The sequence below is a fragment of the Paenibacillus endoradicis genome (assembly GCF_024721975.1).
This window is the reverse complement of sequence record NZ_JANQBB010000001.1, coordinates 647020-665609: the sequence shown is the minus strand read 5'-3', so window position 1 is coordinate 665609 and position 18590 is coordinate 647020. Positions and strand designations below refer to the sequence as shown.

The following is an 18590-nucleotide window of genomic DNA, read 5'->3' as shown; positions in this document are numbered from 1 at the left end:
CCCCCTAGTTACTTCCGATTTTGTTTGTTACCTTTAAGCTTATATACATATGCCAATACTTCAGCTACAGCTTGGAATAAGTCAGCTGGTATAGAGTCTCCTATCTCAGCTTGACTGTACAGTGCTCTAGCTAGCGGCTTATTTTCCATTGTAATGACACCATGCTCCTTTGCAACCTCACGAATTTTGAGCGCGAGATGATCCTTTCCTTTAGCGATAACTTTTGGTGCCTCCATGTTAGAAGAATCATACTTTAGTGCAACAGCAAAGTGTGTCGGGTTTGTTATGACGACATCAGCATTAGGAATTTCTTGCATCATACGAGAAATTGCCATTCTTAATTGCTTCTCTCGAATTTTACTTTTAATTAAAGGGTCACCTTCTGATTTTTTATGTTCTTCTTTAATATCTTGTTTAGACATTTTCAAACTTTTTGCATGTTCATATTTCTGATACATGAAATCTAGTAATGCTAGCACAACTAGAATGGCACCAATAGTAATACCTAGACGAATTACTAGTGAAGCTGCATAAGCGAATACGATATCTAGCGGTTGTAATGCTAATCCTTGTATCGTTACCCATTCTCCGGAAATAATAGTATAAACCATCACGCCAATAATCGTAACTTTAAGTAAACTCTTCGCAAACTCAACAAGGCTCCGCATTGAAAATATCCGTTTGAACCCTTCCAACGGATTCAACTTACTAAACTTTGGTTGCAGTGGTTCACCGGTCAAAAGAAAACCGAACTGTACAACGTTTCCTATGACTCCAACTAACATGACAATTACGAAAATTGGTGCTAATAGAATCAATATTTCTAACATAATAGAGACAAAGAAATCACCTAGATTGCCAGCAGTTAATTCTAACGTCAACCAATTTTCAAATAGATTATTGAATAATCTCATGAAATGCGTTTTGTAATATCCACCAATCATCATAAATGATGCAAATACTAAAGTAAGAATTAGTGCTGCCGGTAATTCTTGTGATTTAGCAACTTGACCTTTTTTACGTTCATCAGAAACTTTCTTAGGAGTAGCTTTTTCTGTTTTCTCTTGATTGAATAGTTGTAAATCAAGATGTAATGCATATTTTTGCACGAAATTGCCTCCAATCTATGCAGGCGGACCACCAACAACTCCGAAAAATTGTTCTAAAGTGTTAAACATAATTGAGAAAACTTTTTCAAAAATTAAACTCATACCAGGTAACATCAATATTATTAGTAATAGACCTAACATGATTTTAACTGGAAAACCAATAACGAACACATTGAATTGCGGTGCTGTTTTAGCTAAAAATCCTAAACCAACATCAGTTATAAACATAGCTACCATGATAGGCACTGCGATCTGAATACCAATGATAATGCTAAGCACTACTGAATTTGTAATAAACTCAGCAATACTGCCGTCTGCCATTTTCGAGAACCAATTGTTTTCTATCGGTATCCACTGATAACTATCCATTAGACCAGATAGCAAGTAGTGATGTCCATTCATCATTAGAAAACAAACTAACATCAATAAATACTTAAAATTACCTAGTAATGGAACTGACGTTCCTGAAACAGGATCAATAATATTCGCCATTGCAAAACCAATCTGCATGTCGATAATTCCACCTGCTGTATGCATTAATGCAAAGAATAAATAGACAATGAACCCCATCATTAACCCTATTAATACTTCACGAATGATTAGCAACACATATTGTATATCAAGAACCATCACCTGATTATCAGCATGCATCATAAAGATAAATACTGAGATAAAAAAACCTAGTCCTATCTTAAAAATCGACGGCACCGTTTTATGAGAAAAAACAGGTGATACGACGAAAAAAGCTGTTACTCGACAAAATATAAGCAAAAAAATAGGTACTCCATTCATAAATACTTCTGTCATCGAATTCACAGCCTAACCGATATATTGGTGTAAATTGCTAAATATCGTATACGTGAAGTCAACAACCGTATTCAGTATCCATGGTCCAAAGACAATAACAGACAATAAAACAGCTACAATCTTCGGTACAAACGCTAACGTCTGTTCTTGAATTTGGGTTGTCGCCTGAAAGACACTCACTACTAATCCAGTTACTAATGCTAGCACAAGCATGGGAGCGGATGCTTTCAAGACAGTGAATACGGCTTCTCCTGCTAGACCAATTATGAAGTCTGCACTCAATGTCTTCCCTCCTCACAAACTTTATGGACTAAAGCTTAGTAGTAATGATCGAACGATCAGATACCAACCGTCTACTAATATAAATAATAAGATCTTAAATGGTAATGAAATCATAATAGGAGGTAACATCATCATCCCCATCGCCATCAACGTACTCGCTACGATCATATCAATTACGAGAAATGGAATAAAAATCATGAATCCCATCTGAAATGCAGTTTTCAGTTCGCTTATCGCATATGCGGGAATTAAAGTTGTAATTGGTATATCATCATAAGTAGCAGGTTTCTCGCTTTGAGTATATTCTAAAAATAACAACAAATCTTTCTCGCGAGTATGCTTGAACATAAACTCTTTCATAGGTTTAGCTGCCTCTTCAAGCGCTTGTTCTTGCGTAATATCACCTTGGATATATGGTTGCAGTGCTACTTCATTGATCTGATTAAATGTTGGCGCCATGATAAAGAAAGTTAGGAACATTGCTAGACCAACTAAAACTTGAGATGGAGGTACAGTACTTGTACCCATTGAGGTTTTCACGAAACCTAGTACTATGACAATTCTAGTAAAACTCGTCATAAGAACTAATATAGCAGGTGCAATACTCAATACAGTAATTAATAGAAGTATCGTTACTGTGCCTGTACCTGAACTTTCACCATCAGAACCACCAACGTTAATGGAGATATCAGGAAGTGCTTCAGCGTGAGCGTACGGTACCATCGTTAGTAATAGAAACAGTAACAGCGGTACGATAAGCATCCACTTTTTTTTCATTGTCCATCAACCATTCATTTATTATTATCTTTCAAAAGTGACTCTAACTCCTGCTTACGTTCCGCTTGTTTATCAAGCTTACTTTGCAGTAAGTCTTCAAAAGAACTAGACTCATTCCACATGTTAGTTTCATTTTCTTTGAAGTCCGTTTTCGAACGTTTACTAGATGATAGCCATTCCTTCATCGTTGCCAATGAAATCATCGGTTGTTCTTTCGATTCAAGATCTTGAATAATTTTCGCTACTGTCTCTGAATCATCTATTTTGTCGAGTAGAGTTACTTGGTCACCTACCCCAACAACATAGATACGATCAGCGATTTCAATAATTTGCATCGAAGAATTTTGACCAAGACTAATACCACCTAATGAACGAAGACCGCGCCCAGTACCCCACGCACGATTACGCTTTGAAAGAAATTTTATTGTGAAAATTAATAGAGTTATTACAATAGCAAGCGCGACGAATACCCAGATAACTTCACCTACGAATCCGGTATCCATTTTGTCAACTCCACTACTCAAGCCGACTCCTAACTCGCTGTTACCGTCAGAAGCAACAGCGATATAAGGAAGAGACATTGTAAGTAAAGTTGTTAATGCAGTTATTTTCCAACCTAACTTCAACATGTTAAGCCTTCTCTCATTAACCAAGCGTTTTTTTAATAGCTTCAATAACACGATCAGCTTGGAATGGTTTTACAATAAAGTCTTTTGCTCCTGCTTGGATCGCGTCAATAACCATAGCTTGTTGACCCATCGCAGAACACATAATAACTTTTGCATTTGGATCTAATTTACGAATTTCTTTCAATGCAGATATACCGTCCATCTCAGGCATCGTAATGTCCATTGTTACTAGATCAGGTTTTACTTCTTTGAATTTTTCAATGGCTTGGGCACCATCTGGTGCTTCACCTACTACTTCGTAACCATTTTTGCTTAAAATATCACGTATCATCATTCTCATAAATGCAGCATCATCAACAATTAGAATACGATTTGCCATGTTTCTTCCTCCTAGAGATCACTCATTGTAGTTTTTGAATTCTGTCCCATTGACTTACGATATCTGTTACGCGCACACCAAAGTTTTCATCGATTACAACAACTTCGCCTTTTGCGATTAGCTTGTTATTCACAAGAATATCGACTGGCTCACCTGCTAGTTTATCTAACTCGATGATTGAACCTTGAGATAACTCAAGAATATCCTTAATTTGCTTCTGGGTTCTTCCTAATTCTACAGTGACCTTCAATGGTATGTCGAGTAGTAAATTTAGATTAGTTCCATCAGTGTGTGGTAAACTGCCTTGATTGAAATTAGCGAATTGCACGGGTTGCACATTAACATTACGATTCGAATTCATGTTATTATTAGGCATATCATACCCCATCGCTGGCTGTGCGTACATTTCCTGTGGTTGCTGAGCAACCTGTGGTACGTTCGCCATATGTTGTTGTGGCACTTCATTGTACTGTGGCGCCTGTGCTACCGGTGGATCAATTTGCTCTACTGGTGCTTGCGCTACAGGTGCTGGTGCAGCTATTTCTTCCGTTGTATCACCCATAAGCGTAGCAACCATTTGTTTTGCAAATGAGATCGGCAATAACTGCATAATTGTTGAATCAATTAGATCACCAATTCTCAGATGGAATGCGATTTTGATCATAATATCATCTGCAGGAAGATGATCTAAACCATCTCCACTAGATACATCTAGTATATTAATACCTGGTGGTGAAATATTAACTAATCTATTAAAAATAGTAGACATTGAAGTTGCAGATGAACCCATCATCTGATTCATCGCTTCTTGAACGGCAGAAATATGAATTTCATTCAATTCCTCGTTCAATACAGTTCCTTCTCCGCCAAGCATAAGATCAGCAATAACTTGAGCGTCTTTTGTACGAATTACTAAGGAATTAATTCCTTCAAAACCATCAACATATTCTACGCTTACTGCTACATGAGGTTTAGGAAAAACATCCCCAAGCTCACTTTTTCGTACTAGTGATACTGTAGGTGTAGTAATATCAACTTTACGACCTAGTAGTGTAGATAGAGCAGTTGCTGCACTACCAAATGTAATATTTCCAATTTCACCTAAGGCATCTTGTTCCATAGATGTAAGGAAACTTTCCAGAAGGACCTCTGAAGTTGCTTCTGTTACTACTGCCGTTTCTTCAGGTTCGCTTGAGGATTGACGAAGCAACGCATCGATTTCCTCTTGAGACAAATAATCTTTACTCGTCATAATCTTCTTCCGCTCCTTCGTTCAAAATCTCATCAATTTGTATCGCGATGCGATCTTTAATTGATCCTGGACTTCCGATAAATTTAATCTTTTCTCCAACTCTTATTTTAAGCCCTTCATCAACAGGTTTATTTAATGTTAGAACATCACCTTGAGCAAGACCTAAAAATTCTTGTATTGTAATCGATGCTTCACCAAGCTCAGCTATGATTGGCAGCTTAGTTTTCTTAACTCGATGCTCAAGCATCTCAACTTCCTCTGGTATACGTTCTTTTTTCTGTGATACAAACCAATGATGTACAGACAATCTTGGCATAATTGGTTCCAATACGACATGTGGTATACATAAGTTGATCATCCCTGTTGTATCACCAATTTTCGTACTGAAAGAGATTAACGCAATTGTTTCATTGGGTGAAACAACTTGCATAAATTGTGGATTAGTTTCAAGTGCTTCTAACCTCGGCTTAATATCAATAACTGTTTTCCAAGCCTCTTGTAAGCTTTCGAATGCTCTTGAAAATACCTTTTCCATGACGATAGTTTCAATCTCAGTGAGAGAATTCATTTTCGCTGGTGCTGTACCTGGTCCACCGAGCAAGCGATCTAGCATTGCATATGCTACGTTTGGATTAACTTCTAGAACCATACGACCTTCCAAAGGATCAGCCTCAAAAATGTTCAGAATGGTCATTTTTGGGATAGATCGGATGAATTCATCATAAGGTAGCTGCTCTACGTCAACCACATTGATTTGAACAAAAGTTCTAAGTTGAGCTGAGAAGTAAGTTGTCAAGTACCGTGCAAAGTTTTCATGAATTCTAGTCAAGCTTCTAATGTGATCTTTCGAGAATCGAACGGCCCTCTTAAAATCATATACACTAACTTTTTTCGTAACTTCTTCTTTTTTTAAGTCCTCTGCATCCATCTCACCTGAAGATAATGCCGCTAATAATGCATCAATCTCATTTTGAGATAAAACATCAACCATGTCTCTCACCTCCTTAGAGGAAATTCTCTAGTAGCTAGATTTTTGAAATAAGGAAATCAGTAATCTCAACTTTAACTAGTTTTCCTTTTGGTAAAATCGGATTAATAAGATTTAACAATTTAGATTCAAGGTTATCTTCACCTTGGGATCCATTAAGCTCTTCCGCTGTCATATCAGCTAAAGCTCTACTAATTATTGGCTTAACTTCAATATCTAAGATCTGATCAAAGCCTTCTTTTGTTTTCTTGTTATCCATTTGGAATGCGAAATTAATGATAACAACAAATTCAGGATCTTTCAGGTTTCTTCTGAATTGCGTAAGAGTAGATGTAACTTCAACACGTTCTTTCGCGCTTAACACTTCAACTTTAACTGGTTCATTTCCTGCAGCTGTCTTTTTGTCATCTCCAGTCATCATATCGAACACGACAAAACCAACAATAGCAATTAATGTAATTGACAACAGAATGGTAATTAACCATGGCAGCATCTTTTTCATCGCAAAGGCTCCTTTGTATGTTCAATCTTTTGGGCCGCAGCAATTAGGCCAATTGCTTGAAGAAACTGCTGATTCAGACTAACAATATCAGCAGTCTTTTCTTTCACTACAATTTTATTTCCCGTTGTTAAAGTAATAACGGTATCAGCAGCCTCTTCAACCAACTCAATAAGTAGCGCGTTAATCGTCAATTTTTGACCATTAATTCGCGTCAATGTAATCATATGGCAACCCTCCTATAGATAGGGAGATCATGGGACCTCCCTATTAACTACTTAAGTGATTAACGTTTCAGGTTAACAACTTCTTGTAAGATCTCATCGGAAGTAGTAATGATTCTTGAGTTGGCCTGGAAACCACGTTGAGCAATAATCATTTCAGCAAATTCAGAAGTTAGATCGACGTTAGACATTTCTAACTGTCCAGCAATAATTGCACCTGTTCCTAGTTCAGCATCATTCGGCGCGATAATTTCCATCTCACCTTCTGGGTTAGCATTCACTGTCATACGGTACAAACTACCACCAAGCTTTTCAAGTCCACCTGGATTAACTACTTTAACAACACCAATCTGAGCCACCTCAACTTGCCCGTCAGCAGTTACGCCATTAATAACACCATCTTGACCAATAGAGAAAGCAGTAATCTCTTCATCTAGTACAATTGGGGTACCATCTGTACTAAGTACGAAAAGTCCATCGCCATTTACAAGTTGACGGTTACCATCAAGTACGAAATTACCTGCTCTAGTTAACATCTGTTCTGTGCCATCTCCAGCTGAAAGTACGAAGAATCCATCACCATCAATACGTAAATCTGTAGGTGTATTTGTTGTCATAGCACTACCAGGAGTATGGACAGTATCAATAGCAGAGATCGTTACACCTAGACCGATCTGTTTCGCGTTAACACCACCACTAGTTCCTTCTTCTGGAGCAGTAACACCACTCATTGTTTGACTCAAAATATCTGAGAACATTACTCGACCAGCTTTGAAACCTACTGTATTTACGTTAGCGATATTATTACCGATGACATCAAGTTTTGTTTGAAAACCTTTCATTCCAGAAACGCCAGAGTACATGGATCTTAGCATTCTTATAATCCTCCCAAGTGTTTATAATTAGCTGTATCAATCGGTCAACAGCTATAGGCTCCCTTAACGGTCCAGCCTAATTTAAGATGATTGCACTATCTATTTGTGTAAATACATTACTTTTGAGTTGTCCGCCATCTAACGCCGTCACAACCGTTCTAGTTGGTACATTCACGATCATGGCGATGTCTCGATAGACGATCAATGAGTCTTTCGCACCTTTTTGTGCAGCTGAATCAACTGCTTCACTAATTTGAGTTAACCCTTCGCTTGGAAGTTTAATCCCTCTTTGTGCCATTCGAAGTTCAGCATGATGACTGAATTTCAACATTGCACCATCTAATACATCTGAGAACTTAGCAGTGTCAGAAGATTGCTGCCCACGAGTATTATTGGTTAATGCACTTGGATTAACTTTCATTGGATACATATGACCGACTTTAATAATATCACTCATTATTCAGTCACCTCTCCATTTGAAGAGTCATTCTCAGGTGTTTCAGTAGAACCGTCTCCAGGAACTTCAGGAGTTTCCTCAGTAGGTTCATCGGGCTGATCTGTACTTGGTTTCGTCTCTGAGATTTGACCGACAAAGTCAATACCGATACGTTCGCCATTAACTTCAACATACAAATAACCATCCTGTGAAATAATCGAATCTACTACGCCACTCTTTTGAATTACTTTACCTGCTTCATCAAATTGATTCCAAGTAACTGTCTTACCAATCAAGCTAGATGCAGACCCTATATTCTGGCGAATCAATGCTAACTCATCCGACATATTCGACAATTGTTCAACAGATGTAAATTGAGCCATTTGAGCAATGAAATCTGTATCACTCATTGGATTCATAGGATCTTGGTTACGTAGTTGTGCAATTAGAATACTAAGAAACTGATCTTTTCCCAGATCATTGGATTTTGAAGTCGCTTTATTAACATTTTTTGAGTCGTAGTTCGGCCACACCACTGAAGATGTAATTGCACTTGCCATTATTTTCACCTCCGTTCAACTTTAGGTGTTATTACACCATTTCATTGACCGCGCGACCATATCCTAATTCTTTATGAGACGCGTTCGTAACTAACTGTTCTTCGAAGTTCTCATCACCATTATTACGTTGCTGACCATTTTGATCTTGTAAATGTTGTTGACTACCTTGCTTTTGCTGTTGCGATAATTCAGCGGCAAATGCAGTTTGAGTTACTTCGATTTTATCAACAGTAATTCCTTGTGATGCTAGAGAAGCACGTAGCTGCACCATTTGATTTTCTAATGCATCTTTGCCCATAGCAGTTTCAGCTTGGAAGATCGCCGTCAATATGCCATTATGCATTGATATTTTCACATCAACATGACCTAAATTTTCAGGAGTTAACATTAGTCTAGCTTCAGTTAAACCATTCAATGAAGAAATGTTGAACTTTTGTACGATAAGACCTTCCATCGTATCGGCAAATTCACTAGCTAATACAAATGCAGAAGTAGCTGTTGCTCCAGTTTTCGTTAATTGCGGCAAGAAATCTTTCACATTATCAGCTTTCAACATCGCTAATGCTGTTGTTGGTTGACTTTGTAAATCATCGCCCTCAGTTTGCGTTATCACTTCCGTCTGAGTAGTCAAAGAAGGGGTAGTAAAAGCCACTTCTTGCGACAAACGTTGTAGATGGGATGCTGCACTATCTTCTTTCGTTACAGCAACAAATGGAGAAGTAATGGCTTGATTAGATTCTCCTTGCTTAGTCTTTATTTCTTTGACTAAATCTTCAAGTGAAGATTGCAAATGCTGTAGTTGATTAGTAACAATCACTTCTGGTTGCTTCCCTTGAGTAATTTTCATAGAACCTTCATGCAATGCTTGTTGCAATAACAATAATTGATCTTGAAGTTTTGTAACCGCCGCATATTGGCCATTACTTTGAGTAGCAACTAGTGCTCCATCTACTTCTGCTTCAAAAGATATTGTTGGTTGTACATTTTGAAGAGTAATCACTTGTACAAGCGCTTCAAGCTGTTGCATTAATGAATCTAGCAAACTAAGCTGATCGCCAGTAAGCTCTTCATCTTTCAAGGTTTCTAATTGATCTAGCAAGTTTTCAACAAGCTGATCCAACTCTTCGGTACTTAAAGTCTCATCAGCTAGTACAGGTACACTGCCTACTAGTTGTGTTAACAATCCAGTCGTAGTTACTGATTCAGTAGCTCCAGTATTTGTAGCTTGATTGTTAACAATTTGAACTAGTTGATTTTGAAATGTTGCTCCTTCTACTGACGAAGTTGTCGAAGTTGAAGATGAACTAACACTTCCCATAACTGCACCCGTATTAAGTACATTTAACAATTCCAATTTTTCACCTCCTTTCAAATATAAAGGATTATGAATCTTGCATAAGTTTCGTTACGAGCATTGCTGCTGTACTTTCATTTACTGCTGAAATTTCTTCTAAAATAGCAGAACGTGCAGTACTAGTACTAGCTTTAAGAATACGTAGCACTTTACTTGAACTAATATCCATCATTTTCACTAGCATATCTGCAGCAGCTTTAGGTTCCATTGCCGAGAACGTAGCAGCAAGTTCTGCATCAGATACTTGTGAAGCCGACGCTGTCGTTGATGTAGAAGTTTGAAGTTTTTTTACTTGAGCTTGAAGTGCAGCGATTTCCATATTCAATACGGAATCATTGTCTTTCAATTTCAAAGTAACATCAGCCGCGATTTGTGGCGTCATTTTCTCCATAATCTTAACTCGATCATCAGAACGCATCTGACTGAAAATCAAAGCCATTTCTTCAAGCGTCATACTTTGCATAATAGGAGCTGCCTTACTAGGCGTCATCTTTGCAAACATGCTCGCTAACTCAATAATTCGATTATTGTACTCTTCATCTGTAAGTTTTGATTCAGCCACATTCTGCTTCAAGAGACCATTTTCCTCTTGCAGAGATGTAATAGTGCTCTCTTGGGTAGTTTTTACTGTGGTAGCTTCAGCAAGTTCAGTACGTACAGTAGCAAGTTCCGCTTCAAGAGCAGTTAGCTTTTCATTTAATTTTTCACTACGAACACTACCATCTGACCCAGTAGAGCCTTCTGTTGGTTCAGGTAAGAAATTACGCACGATCGGAATATCCTGACCAATTTTAATTGCTCCACTACGGAAATCAACGTTAAATAAAGTTAACATTACAACTAGTAGTACGGCTACAAATAAAAATGGAAGTAAGAAAAACATAAATCGCTCGATAAAACTAGTTTCTTGATTGTCCTCTTCTATGGCTGCCAATTCCATTCACTCCCTTTGCAGGCGTTTGTCTCTTATGGGGTTGGTGACATAAAACGGATGGAAGCCATCTCGTCTAATTCATTTTGTTCTTTCAACTGCGTTTCGTGTTTGAATTTATCGAAAGCATGTTCTTTTGCTTTATGCCAAACCTTTTCTTCCTTCATCTTTGAAGCAAGTTCTTGACGTTTCTGGAATACTTTCCGTTCGGCTCTCATGATATCTTTTTGCTTGAGCTTAATACTTTCAGCACAGTACTCAATATATTGGTTTATTATAAGCACTTCTGATAAAGGTATCGCTTCGAGAACGGATTGCTCTAACTTAAGCTCCCAACTCTTTTGCTCTTGCACGTATTGTTCAAGAAGATCTTGTTCAGCTCTTAGTTCTGCTAGCGCATCTGACAATATCCATTCCGCCTGAGTTTTTTCACTACCTTTCAAATCTACTATCTTTTGAAAAGTGTACTTAAAAGATGCCATTGATTAATCAACTCCTACCAAAGTTAGCAATTAATTTCTCTTGAGCTTCTTCTAACGTAATTTTGTCATTCGTACGTTGTCTCGTAAACTCGTTAATAGAATCAATATAGTCAATGGCCATATCAATATTATGATTTGACCCTTTTTGATAAGCACCAATATTAATTAAATCTTCTGACTCACGATATATCGCTAGAAGTCTCTTAAGTTCATTGGCAGCATCCAGCTGTTCATCAGTAACAATCTCATTCATAACACGACTTACAGACTGCAAGACGTCTAATGCGGGATAATGTCCCTTATGCGCGAGCTGACGACTTAACACAATGTGACCATCAAGAATTCCACGAACAGCATCTGCAATTGGTTCATTCATATCATCACCATCTACTAAAACGGTGTAGAAGGCCGTTATCGAGCCCTTCTTGCCTGTCCCAGCTCGTTCTAGCAACTTAGGCAATGCAGCAAATACAGACGGCGTATAACCTCTCGTAGCAGGCGGTTCACCAATAGCTAGACCAACCTCACGCATTGCCATTGCATAACGTGTTACGGAGTCCATCATTAACATGACATTCAATCCACGATCACGGAAGTATTCAGCTATCGAAGTAGCGATCATCGCACCCTTCATTCGAATCAATGCAGGTTGATCAGATGTTGCAACAATAACGACCGAACGCGCTAGACCTTCTGGTCCTAAGTCCTTCTCTATGAATTCTAGCACTTCACGACCACGCTCACCGATCAAAGCAATAACATTAACATCAGCTGAAGTGTTTCTAGCAATCATTCCTAGTAACGTACTTTTCCCTACTCCAGATCCAGCGAATATACCTACACGTTGTCCTACACCGACGGTTAACAAACCATCAATTGCTTTAACACCTATACCAAGCGGTTTTGATACACGTGGTCTAGCTAGCGGATTATTAGGTGCGCTATGCGTCGAATAGCTGGGCATTCTACTCGGCAAGAAACTGCCATCAAGCGGATTTCCTAATCCATCTAGTACTTTTCCTAACAATTCTGATCCTACTTGAACTGTCAGCGGCTTACCCGTTCCTACTACATCGCAACCAGGACTGATAGAATGTAATTCTCCGAGAGGCATAAGAATAACCTTATTCTCTCTGAAACCAACTACTTCAGCCTTCAATGGTTTTGATGATTTGCTAGGATAGATATAACATAGATCACCAATACTAGCGTCAGGGCCTTGTGACTCTACCGTTAGACCGATTACTTGCGTGACTTTGCCGTTAATGCGAACTGGATCGATATTTTTTAGATGATCTCGATACTTATCCATTTCCAAATTAATCGGCGTCATTGGTTTGACCTCTTTCTTCAATGCTTTGATGTGCGATTAAAAGTAGTTCTCTCTTAATCTCTGATAGTTGTGTGTCAATTCTAGCATCTATACTTCCGAACTTAGAACGTATAACACATCCTTCATCTTTAACAGATGAATCCGGAATAATAACTAATTCTGCCTGAGAATCGATCGTAGCATTCAGTTCTTCACGCGCTGCTTGCACAAAAGATAAGTTCGCTGGCGAGACACACAATGTAATCTCCCCTTGCTCACGTCTCCGCGAAAGAGTTCTCGTAATGATATCTAAGACCATCTCAGGCTCTAGACTAAGTTGTCTGCCAATAACTTTCTCAGCAATACTACAACTTAACTCAACGATAAATGGTTCAGCTTCTTGAATAATCTGCTCACGAGTTCGATATGCATCCTTCAATATAGTTGATGCTTCTTCAAGATTATGCTCCCATTCAGCTCTCACTTCTTGCTGTGCTTGCACCATACCAGACTGATAACCTTGTTGATGTCCTTCTTCCTGATGTTTCTCTTTTATCGCTTCATCCTCATTACGTTTCTCAAGCCACCAAACTTCGATCTGTGCATTAGCATCTTCAAGAAGTTTTTCACACTCATTCGCAGCTTCACTAATACGTGCTTCTGCAGTTGACATGGCATCAGAAAGGATTTGATCTCTCAAGGAAATAGTAGTAGCATCAGGGCTTACTTCAACTGGTTCACTTGTCTCTTCTCTATCAGTTTCTCCATGTTGCGGAATATATTGATTATTCCAGCGCAACTTTCTCAGCTCTTCTAGCGTCATAACATGAGAAGACTTGATTAGATTAGACAATGATATCATCTCCTCCGCCACGAGCAATAATAATTTCACCAGATTCTTCCAGTCTTCTTATAATTGCTACGATGCGTGTTTGAGCTTCTTCAACGTCACGTAAACGAACAGGTCCCATAAATTCCATTTCTTCTTGGAATGTCTCAGCCATACGTTTAGACATATTGCGGAAGATTGCTTCACGAACTTCTTCACTAGAAACTTTAAGTGCAAGTTGTAAGTCTGCATTTTCCACATCTCTAATAATTCTTTGAATTGAGCGATTATCGATACTAACAATATCTTCAAATACAAACATACGTTTTTTGATATCTTCAGCAAGTTCAGGGTCTTGAATCTCAAGTGCATCTAGAATAGTACGTTCAGTACCACGGTCAACGCCATTCAAGATTTGTACGATAGAATCAATACCACCTGCATTTGTATAATCTTGTGTAACAGTAGAAGATAGCTTTTGTTCAAGAATATGCTCAATCTGAGTAATTACTTCAGGAGAAGTACTATCCATCATCGCAATTCTTTTCGCTACATCTGCTTGTTTGTCTTGCGGTAGAGACGATAGAATTGTTGATGCTTGTTCAGACTGTAGGTAAGAAAGAACAAGAGCGATCGTCTGCGTATTTTCATTTTGAATAAAGTTTAGAATTTGTGCTGGATCAGCTTTACGTGCAAAGTCAAACGGTCTAACTTGAAGCGTAGCTGTTAAGCGTGTTAATACTTCTTTCGCTTTTTCCTCACCTAATGCTTTGTCCAGTATTTCCTTCGCGTAAGCAATACCACCTTGAGAAATATACTCTTGAGCCATACATATTTGATGGAATTCCGTCAATATATTATCTCTGTCAGTACTATCAACTTTTCTAACATTAGCGATTTCAAGTGTTAGTTGCTCAATTTCATCATCGCGTAAATGTTTGAAGATTTGTGCGGAAACTTCTGGTCCTAGCGTGATTAATAAAATTGCTGCCTTTTGACGTCCAGACAACCCTTGAGAAATTTTCGACAATTACAGCACCTCTATTCATCTACTAGCCAGGTACGTAGCAAGTTGACGAAGTCGTCAGGTTTGCGCTTGGCAAGTGTTTCTAGATTTTTACGAGCTTGACTATCATTTTGTAAATTATCCAAATTAATCTCTTCATAAGCAGGTCTCTCTGGAATATCATTTATTGCTTCTTCTGCAAGTCTTGCAGCATTGCGACGACGTGAAACTACTACTACTACTAGAGCAATAATGGCAGCTAATGCCAAAGCACCGATACCGATTAACCAACCTAGAGAAATTCCAGAACCTGAAGTTTCAACATTTGCAGTATTGAAATTACGTGCAATAAGCGTTACTTTCTTATTCAAAAGTTCATCGTTTTCTACATTTTGACCAGAATTAGCTAGTTGGCTTCTTACAACGCTTTTTAAGTAATCTGTAATTGCAGCTTGTTCCGCTGGATTTGCTGGTTCTGAAGCCTCAAAACCTACACTAATTGATAGATCTTTAACAACATAAGGTGCAGATTCTATAATATTGTTAACTCTATTAACTTCATAATTTGTAACAGAAGAACTAGATTCAGAACTACTTTCACCATCATTAGTAGAAGTTTGATAGGTTGGAACATCTGTTTCGCCCGTACCAACAACTCCACCTGATGTTCCGTTGGAATTGGTAGAGGAATTAGTTTCAAGTTGTTCACTAATAATGATGCCGTTATTGTTGTTATTTTCAAGCGGTGAAACAAGACTTTCTTGACTTGATTTCTTGTCAAAGTTCAAACTACTAGAAATACTAACGACAATATTGTCAACGCCATAAATTTGGCTTAAGTATTGTTGAACGCTAGTTTTCACATCCTGCTCATACATTTTCTGAACCTTGAATTGTGTTTCTATTAAATTGGAACTGCCCGCTAACAAATCATTGGTTGAAGACGACATTAACTCACCTAATTGTTGGCTAGAGATTGTAACGTCACTCACTTCAAGACCTGTAACGGAAGATTTTACTAGATTAAAATATCCATCTATTTCCGCTTGTGTTGGACGATATCCAGCCGTAAAATTAAGTACTATGGCTGCAGTAGGTTTATTTTGCTCATCCGTTGTTAGAAATACACTTTCTTTAGGCACTGTAACTAGCACCTTTGAACTTTGGATTCCTTGAAGTCCATTCAATAATTTTTGAATTTCTCCATTAACGGCATTTTGATATTTTACATTGAATTCGTTCTCCGTTGTACCGAGAGTAGAGCTTCCTAATCCGAAAGCCTCAGTGAATCCAATTGATCCATTTTGAATCATACCTTGAGAACCAATTTCGATTTTTGCTTTTGCAGCATCTTTCGTTGGAACGGAAATGGAAGTACCCATAGCATCTAGCTTATAAGGTATAGCTGCCGATTCCAAATAAGTAATTATTGCAGCTGAATCTGTTGCATCCAAATTATTGAAAGCAACTTCGTACTCAGTTCTCGTAAAAATAACAGTCGCAAGCACGATTGCTACTACTAATCCTACTATCGAAGCACCAAGCCATATTTTTTGTTTTCTTCCCATTTGTTGAAACGCACTTTTTATCTTATTAACATATTGGGCGACTCTTTCGTTCACGTTTTCACCTCATCCGAGTTCTATGCTAGTCTCAACAAACTTAGATTTGGATCCGCATAATTTCTTGATATGCATTAACTGCTTTATCGCGGATCTGTGAGGTTAATTGCAAACTTAACTGAGCTTGACTTGATGTAATCAATAGTTCAGTAGCATCAACTTTACCTGCAAGATACAAATCGTTTTTCGCGTGTACTTCTGCTTCTTGTGCAGATACATTTTCTAATGCATCAGTAAGAAATTGTCCAAAAGATTTCGTAATATCTGCAGTTGTCTTTTCATTAGAAGCTGCATTTATACTTTTAATTTGTTGTAAACTTATACCTGAAACTGAATCAATCATATGTGACCTCCATTCTTAGTATAAAACTATTTCCCAATCTCTAGTGCTTTCATAAACATTGATTTCGTAGCATTTAGAGCTGTAACATTCGATTCATACGCTCGAACAGCAGCTATCATATCAACCATCTCAGTTGCAATGTCAACATTTGGCATGTTGACATAGCCATCCGCATTAGCATCAGGATGAGCCGGATTATAGACTAACTTAGTTGGAGAAGTGTCTTCTATGATTTTTGTCACATTTACACCATTTAACAATTTACTTTGTTGCTTTCCATTCAATGTATTATTAAGGACAGATGCAAAGGATGATTCCTTTGCATCCATGACCACCATTTTCCTTTTATATGGAACATATTCACCATTGACAAAGCTACCTCTAGTCGTTTCGGCATTGGCGACATTCGACGAAATAACATCCATTCTCATACGGTTCGCTGTTAAAGCAGATGCACTAATGTCAAAACCATTAGTAAGTTTCATCTATTATTTCCCCCCTGTAATCGCAATTCTCATCATTGAAAATTCATGATTCAACTGTTGTACATACAAGTTATAATTAAGTTGATTTTTAGCTTGTAATGTCATTTCTGCATCAAGATCAACATTATTATTCGTTGTAGAATTCATTGCAGTCGTTGTGTCTGTTACAAGTTTTGCAGTTGGCAAACCAAGTTTACCACCGTTAATCGCAATATGACGATCATTCGTTATTTGACCTTTTAAGGAAGATGTAGAGTTTTCACCCATTGCATCAGCAATTATATTTTCGAAGAGAAGCTCTGATCTTTTGAAATTAGGAGTCTCTGCATTGGCAATGTTATTAGATATTACACGTTGCCTTGCTTCAGCATTATATAGTGCAGATTCCATTCTTTGAAAAGAGGTACTATTCAAAAGTTTCATTCATTTCACCACTTTCTTACTGCTCGTAATGTTCTGATTCAACATATAGATGTCAAAATCCTCTATTTCATAACAAAAAATATTAAAAATTTATAATATTTCGTCGAAAGATATATCTATATAATCAAGAATTCCCTAAATTATTACAATAAGAAAAAAGCCCTATTTTATTTATTAACTAGGGCTTTTGGGGTGTATGTTCTACTAGTCTTTATTTTTGTTTTTCTAATTCTTGTAATAATTGTATATTCAGTATCTTAATGTAAGTACCTTTCATTCCTAGAGATCGCGTTTCAATAACTCCTGCACTCTCTAATTTGCGAAGTGCGTTTACGATAACTGAACGTGTAATACCTACACGGTCCGCTATCTTCGAAGCTACAAGCAACCCTTCTTTACCATCAAGTTCTTCAAAAATATGTTCCACCGCTTCTAATTCGCTATAGGACAGTGATCCAATTGCTACAGCAACTACCGCTCTGCTACGAGCTTCTTGTTCGATCTCCTCGCTGCGCTCTCTTAATATCTCCATACCAACTATTGTGCTACCGTACTCCGCAAGAACTAGGTCTTCATCGGTAAACTCTGCTTTCATACGCGTAAGTAATAATGTACCAAGCCGATCGCCCCCACCGATAATTGGGACAATAGTCATATTTTCTTGATCACCTAATCTGACAATTAATTCAGAATCCATTTTTTCCATAGAAACATTTGTGTTTGTTTCTGCGAACTCTAAGAACAAAGCATTCATTTCATTAGAAAATCTAAGTTCATCTGAGTTCAAAGCACGTAAATAATCATGTGCATAAATATCTAAAGCAGCACAACCGAGCACTTTACCTCGACGACTAACAACGAACACATTGGACTGAATCGTCGTGCAAAGCACTTCAGCCATTTCTCTAAAGTTAACTGACTTACCTGCTGCACGCTGTAATAAACGATTCAAAGTTCGTGTTTTATTCAATAAACTCATTACCAAT

General features: G+C 37.8%; 24 protein-coding genes. All 24 read right to left on the bottom strand.

What is annotated here, in order from left to right:
* Positions 1-8: 8 nt before the first annotated feature.
* Complete coding sequence (gene flhB, locus NV377_RS02980; protein ID WP_258199676.1) at positions 9-1109, bottom strand: flagellar biosynthesis protein FlhB; 1101 nt, start codon at positions 1107-1109, stop codon at positions 9-11.
* Between the two features lie 15 nt (positions 1110-1124).
* The gene (gene fliR, locus NV377_RS02975; RefSeq protein ID WP_258199675.1) at positions 1125-1916 is read right to left on the bottom strand and encodes a flagellar biosynthetic protein FliR; all 792 of its coding nucleotides are present in this window, start codon (positions 1914-1916) and stop codon (positions 1125-1127) included.
* A gap of 12 nt (positions 1917-1928) precedes the next feature.
* Positions 1929-2198, bottom strand: a complete 270-nt coding sequence (fliQ, locus tag NV377_RS02970; RefSeq protein WP_258199674.1) for a flagellar biosynthesis protein FliQ — start codon at positions 2196-2198, stop codon at positions 1929-1931.
* 21 nt (positions 2199-2219) lie between these two features.
* Positions 2220-2975: a flagellar type III secretion system pore protein FliP gene (gene fliP / locus NV377_RS02965; protein ID WP_258199673.1), complete on the bottom strand. Its 756-nt coding sequence runs from the start codon at positions 2973-2975 to the stop codon at positions 2220-2222.
* A 14-nt stretch (positions 2976-2989) separates the two neighbouring features.
* Complete coding sequence (locus NV377_RS02960) at positions 2990-3604, bottom strand: flagellar biosynthetic protein FliO (RefSeq protein ID WP_258199672.1); 615 nt, start codon at positions 3602-3604, stop codon at positions 2990-2992.
* 16 nt (positions 3605-3620) lie between these two features.
* Positions 3621-3983, bottom strand: a complete 363-nt coding sequence (locus NV377_RS02955; RefSeq protein WP_258199671.1) for a response regulator — start codon at positions 3981-3983, stop codon at positions 3621-3623.
* 22 nt (positions 3984-4005) lie between these two features.
* Positions 4006-5235, bottom strand: a complete 1230-nt coding sequence (gene fliY, locus NV377_RS02950) for a flagellar motor switch phosphatase FliY (RefSeq protein WP_258199670.1) — start codon at positions 5233-5235, stop codon at positions 4006-4008.
* Positions 5225-6226 (bottom strand): flagellar motor switch protein FliM, encoded by a 1002-nt coding sequence (gene fliM / locus NV377_RS02945; protein WP_258199669.1) that lies wholly within the window; start codon positions 6224-6226, stop codon positions 5225-5227. The genes fliY and fliM overlap by 11 nt, the downstream gene beginning before the upstream one ends.
* A 34-nt stretch (positions 6227-6260) precedes the next feature.
* Entirely contained in the window at positions 6261-6725 is a 465-nt protein-coding gene (locus tag NV377_RS02940) for a flagellar basal body-associated FliL family protein (RefSeq protein WP_258199668.1), read from the bottom strand.
* On the bottom strand, positions 6722-6949 hold the full coding sequence (locus NV377_RS02935; protein WP_258199667.1) for a flagellar FlbD family protein: 228 nt from the start codon (positions 6947-6949) through the stop codon (positions 6722-6724). The genes NV377_RS02940 and NV377_RS02935 overlap by 4 nt, the downstream gene beginning before the upstream one ends.
* Before the next feature lie 59 nt (positions 6950-7008).
* Positions 7009-7821, bottom strand: coding sequence for a flagellar basal body rod protein FlgG (gene flgG, locus NV377_RS02930; protein WP_258199666.1), 813 nt, complete (start codon positions 7819-7821; stop codon positions 7009-7011).
* A gap of 76 nt (positions 7822-7897) precedes the next feature.
* On the bottom strand, positions 7898-8278 hold the full coding sequence (locus tag NV377_RS02925; RefSeq protein WP_258199665.1) for a TIGR02530 family flagellar biosynthesis protein: 381 nt from the start codon (positions 8276-8278) through the stop codon (positions 7898-7900).
* Complete coding sequence (locus NV377_RS02920) at positions 8278-8817, bottom strand: flagellar hook capping FlgD N-terminal domain-containing protein (RefSeq protein ID WP_258199664.1); 540 nt, start codon at positions 8815-8817, stop codon at positions 8278-8280. Before NV377_RS02920 ends, NV377_RS02925 begins: the two co-directional genes overlap by 1 nt.
* 31 nt (positions 8818-8848) lie before the next feature.
* On the bottom strand, positions 8849-10171 hold the full coding sequence (locus NV377_RS02915) for a flagellar hook-length control protein FliK (RefSeq protein WP_258199663.1): 1323 nt from the start codon (positions 10169-10171) through the stop codon (positions 8849-8851).
* Positions 10172-10199: 28 nt separating this feature from the next.
* Positions 10200-11105, bottom strand: coding sequence for a MotE family protein (locus tag NV377_RS02910; RefSeq protein ID WP_258199662.1), 906 nt, complete (start codon positions 11103-11105; stop codon positions 10200-10202).
* A gap of 32 nt (positions 11106-11137) precedes the next feature.
* Positions 11138-11584 carry a flagellar export protein FliJ gene (gene fliJ / locus NV377_RS02905; RefSeq protein WP_258199661.1) on the bottom strand — a complete coding sequence of 149 codons (447 nt, stop codon included), beginning with the start codon at positions 11582-11584 and terminating at the stop codon, positions 11138-11140.
* 7 nt (positions 11585-11591) lie between these two features.
* Positions 11592-12917 (bottom strand): flagellar protein export ATPase FliI, encoded by a 1326-nt coding sequence (gene fliI / locus NV377_RS02900; protein WP_258199660.1) that lies wholly within the window; start codon positions 12915-12917, stop codon positions 11592-11594.
* The gene (locus NV377_RS02895; protein WP_258199659.1) at positions 12904-13749 is read right to left on the bottom strand and encodes a FliH/SctL family protein; all 846 of its coding nucleotides are present in this window, start codon (positions 13747-13749) and stop codon (positions 12904-12906) included. Before NV377_RS02895 ends, fliI begins: the two co-directional genes overlap by 14 nt.
* Positions 13742-14755, bottom strand: a complete 1014-nt coding sequence (gene fliG / locus NV377_RS02890) for a flagellar motor switch protein FliG (protein ID WP_258199658.1) — start codon at positions 14753-14755, stop codon at positions 13742-13744. The genes NV377_RS02895 and fliG overlap by 8 nt, the downstream gene beginning before the upstream one ends.
* An 11-nt stretch (positions 14756-14766) precedes the next feature.
* Positions 14767-16353 (bottom strand): flagellar basal-body MS-ring/collar protein FliF, encoded by a 1587-nt coding sequence (gene fliF / locus NV377_RS02885; protein ID WP_258199657.1) that lies wholly within the window; start codon positions 16351-16353, stop codon positions 14767-14769.
* A 40-nt stretch (positions 16354-16393) separates the two neighbouring features.
* Positions 16394-16696 carry a flagellar hook-basal body complex protein FliE gene (gene fliE, locus NV377_RS02880; protein WP_258199656.1) on the bottom strand — a complete coding sequence of 101 codons (303 nt, stop codon included), beginning with the start codon at positions 16694-16696 and terminating at the stop codon, positions 16394-16396.
* 26 nt (positions 16697-16722) lie between these two features.
* Positions 16723-17181, bottom strand: a complete 459-nt coding sequence (gene flgC / locus NV377_RS02875; protein WP_258199655.1) for a flagellar basal body rod protein FlgC — start codon at positions 17179-17181, stop codon at positions 16723-16725.
* A 3-nt stretch (positions 17182-17184) separates the two neighbouring features.
* Positions 17185-17604, bottom strand: a complete 420-nt coding sequence (flgB, locus tag NV377_RS02870; protein ID WP_258199654.1) for a flagellar basal body rod protein FlgB — start codon at positions 17602-17604, stop codon at positions 17185-17187.
* Between the two features lie 211 nt (positions 17605-17815).
* Positions 17816-18583: a GTP-sensing pleiotropic transcriptional regulator CodY gene (gene codY / locus NV377_RS02865; protein WP_258199653.1), complete on the bottom strand. Its 768-nt coding sequence runs from the start codon at positions 18581-18583 to the stop codon at positions 17816-17818.
* Between the last annotated feature and the right edge of the window lie 7 nt (positions 18584-18590).

What these genes read in the sequence shown, in the direction of transcription:
- flgC (WP_258199655.1), bottom strand. Translation starts at nt 17,181, where the DNA reads ATGAAACTTACTAATGGTTTTGACATTAGTGCATCTGCTTTAACAGCG.
- flgG (WP_258199666.1), bottom strand. Translation starts at nt 7,821, where the DNA reads ATGCTAAGATCCATGTACTCTGGCGTTTCTGGAATGAAAGGTTTTCAA.
- fliP (WP_258199673.1), bottom strand. Translation starts at nt 2,975, where the DNA reads ATGAAAAAAAAGTGGATGCTTATCGTACCGCTGTTACTGTTTCTATTA.
- fliY (WP_258199670.1), bottom strand. Translation starts at nt 5,235, where the DNA reads ATGACGAGTAAAGATTATTTGTCTCAAGAGGAAATCGATGCGTTGCTT.
- NV377_RS02925 (WP_258199665.1), bottom strand. Translation starts at nt 8,278, where the DNA reads ATGAGTGATATTATTAAAGTCGGTCATATGTATCCAATGAAAGTTAAT.
- fliJ (WP_258199661.1), bottom strand. Translation starts at nt 11,584, where the DNA reads ATGGCATCTTTTAAGTACACTTTTCAAAAGATAGTAGATTTGAAAGGT.
- NV377_RS02960 (WP_258199672.1), bottom strand. Translation starts at nt 3,604, where the DNA reads ATGTTGAAGTTAGGTTGGAAAATAACTGCATTAACAACTTTACTTACA.
- fliM (WP_258199669.1), bottom strand. Translation starts at nt 6,226, where the DNA reads ATGGTTGATGTTTTATCTCAAAATGAGATTGATGCATTATTAGCGGCA.
- NV377_RS02955 (WP_258199671.1), bottom strand. Translation starts at nt 3,983, where the DNA reads ATGGCAAATCGTATTCTAATTGTTGATGATGCTGCATTTATGAGAATG.
- codY (WP_258199653.1), bottom strand. Translation starts at nt 18,583, where the DNA reads ATGAGTTTATTGAATAAAACACGAACTTTGAATCGTTTATTACAGCGT.
- NV377_RS02940 (WP_258199668.1), bottom strand. Translation starts at nt 6,725, where the DNA reads ATGAAAAAGATGCTGCCATGGTTAATTACCATTCTGTTGTCAATTACA.
- fliE (WP_258199656.1), bottom strand. Translation starts at nt 16,696, where the DNA reads ATGATTGATTCAGTTTCAGGTATAAGTTTACAACAAATTAAAAGTATA.
- flgB (WP_258199654.1), bottom strand. Translation starts at nt 17,604, where the DNA reads ATGAAACTTTTGAATAGTACCTCTTTTCAAAGAATGGAATCTGCACTA.
- fliR (WP_258199675.1), bottom strand. Translation starts at nt 1,916, where the DNA reads ATGACAGAAGTATTTATGAATGGAGTACCTATTTTTTTGCTTATATTT.
- fliI (WP_258199660.1), bottom strand. Translation starts at nt 12,917, where the DNA reads ATGACGCCGATTAATTTGGAAATGGATAAGTATCGAGATCATCTAAAA.
- NV377_RS02935 (WP_258199667.1), bottom strand. Translation starts at nt 6,949, where the DNA reads ATGATTACATTGACGCGAATTAATGGTCAAAAATTGACGATTAACGCG.
- NV377_RS02920 (WP_258199664.1), bottom strand. Translation starts at nt 8,817, where the DNA reads ATGGCAAGTGCAATTACATCTTCAGTGGTGTGGCCGAACTACGACTCA.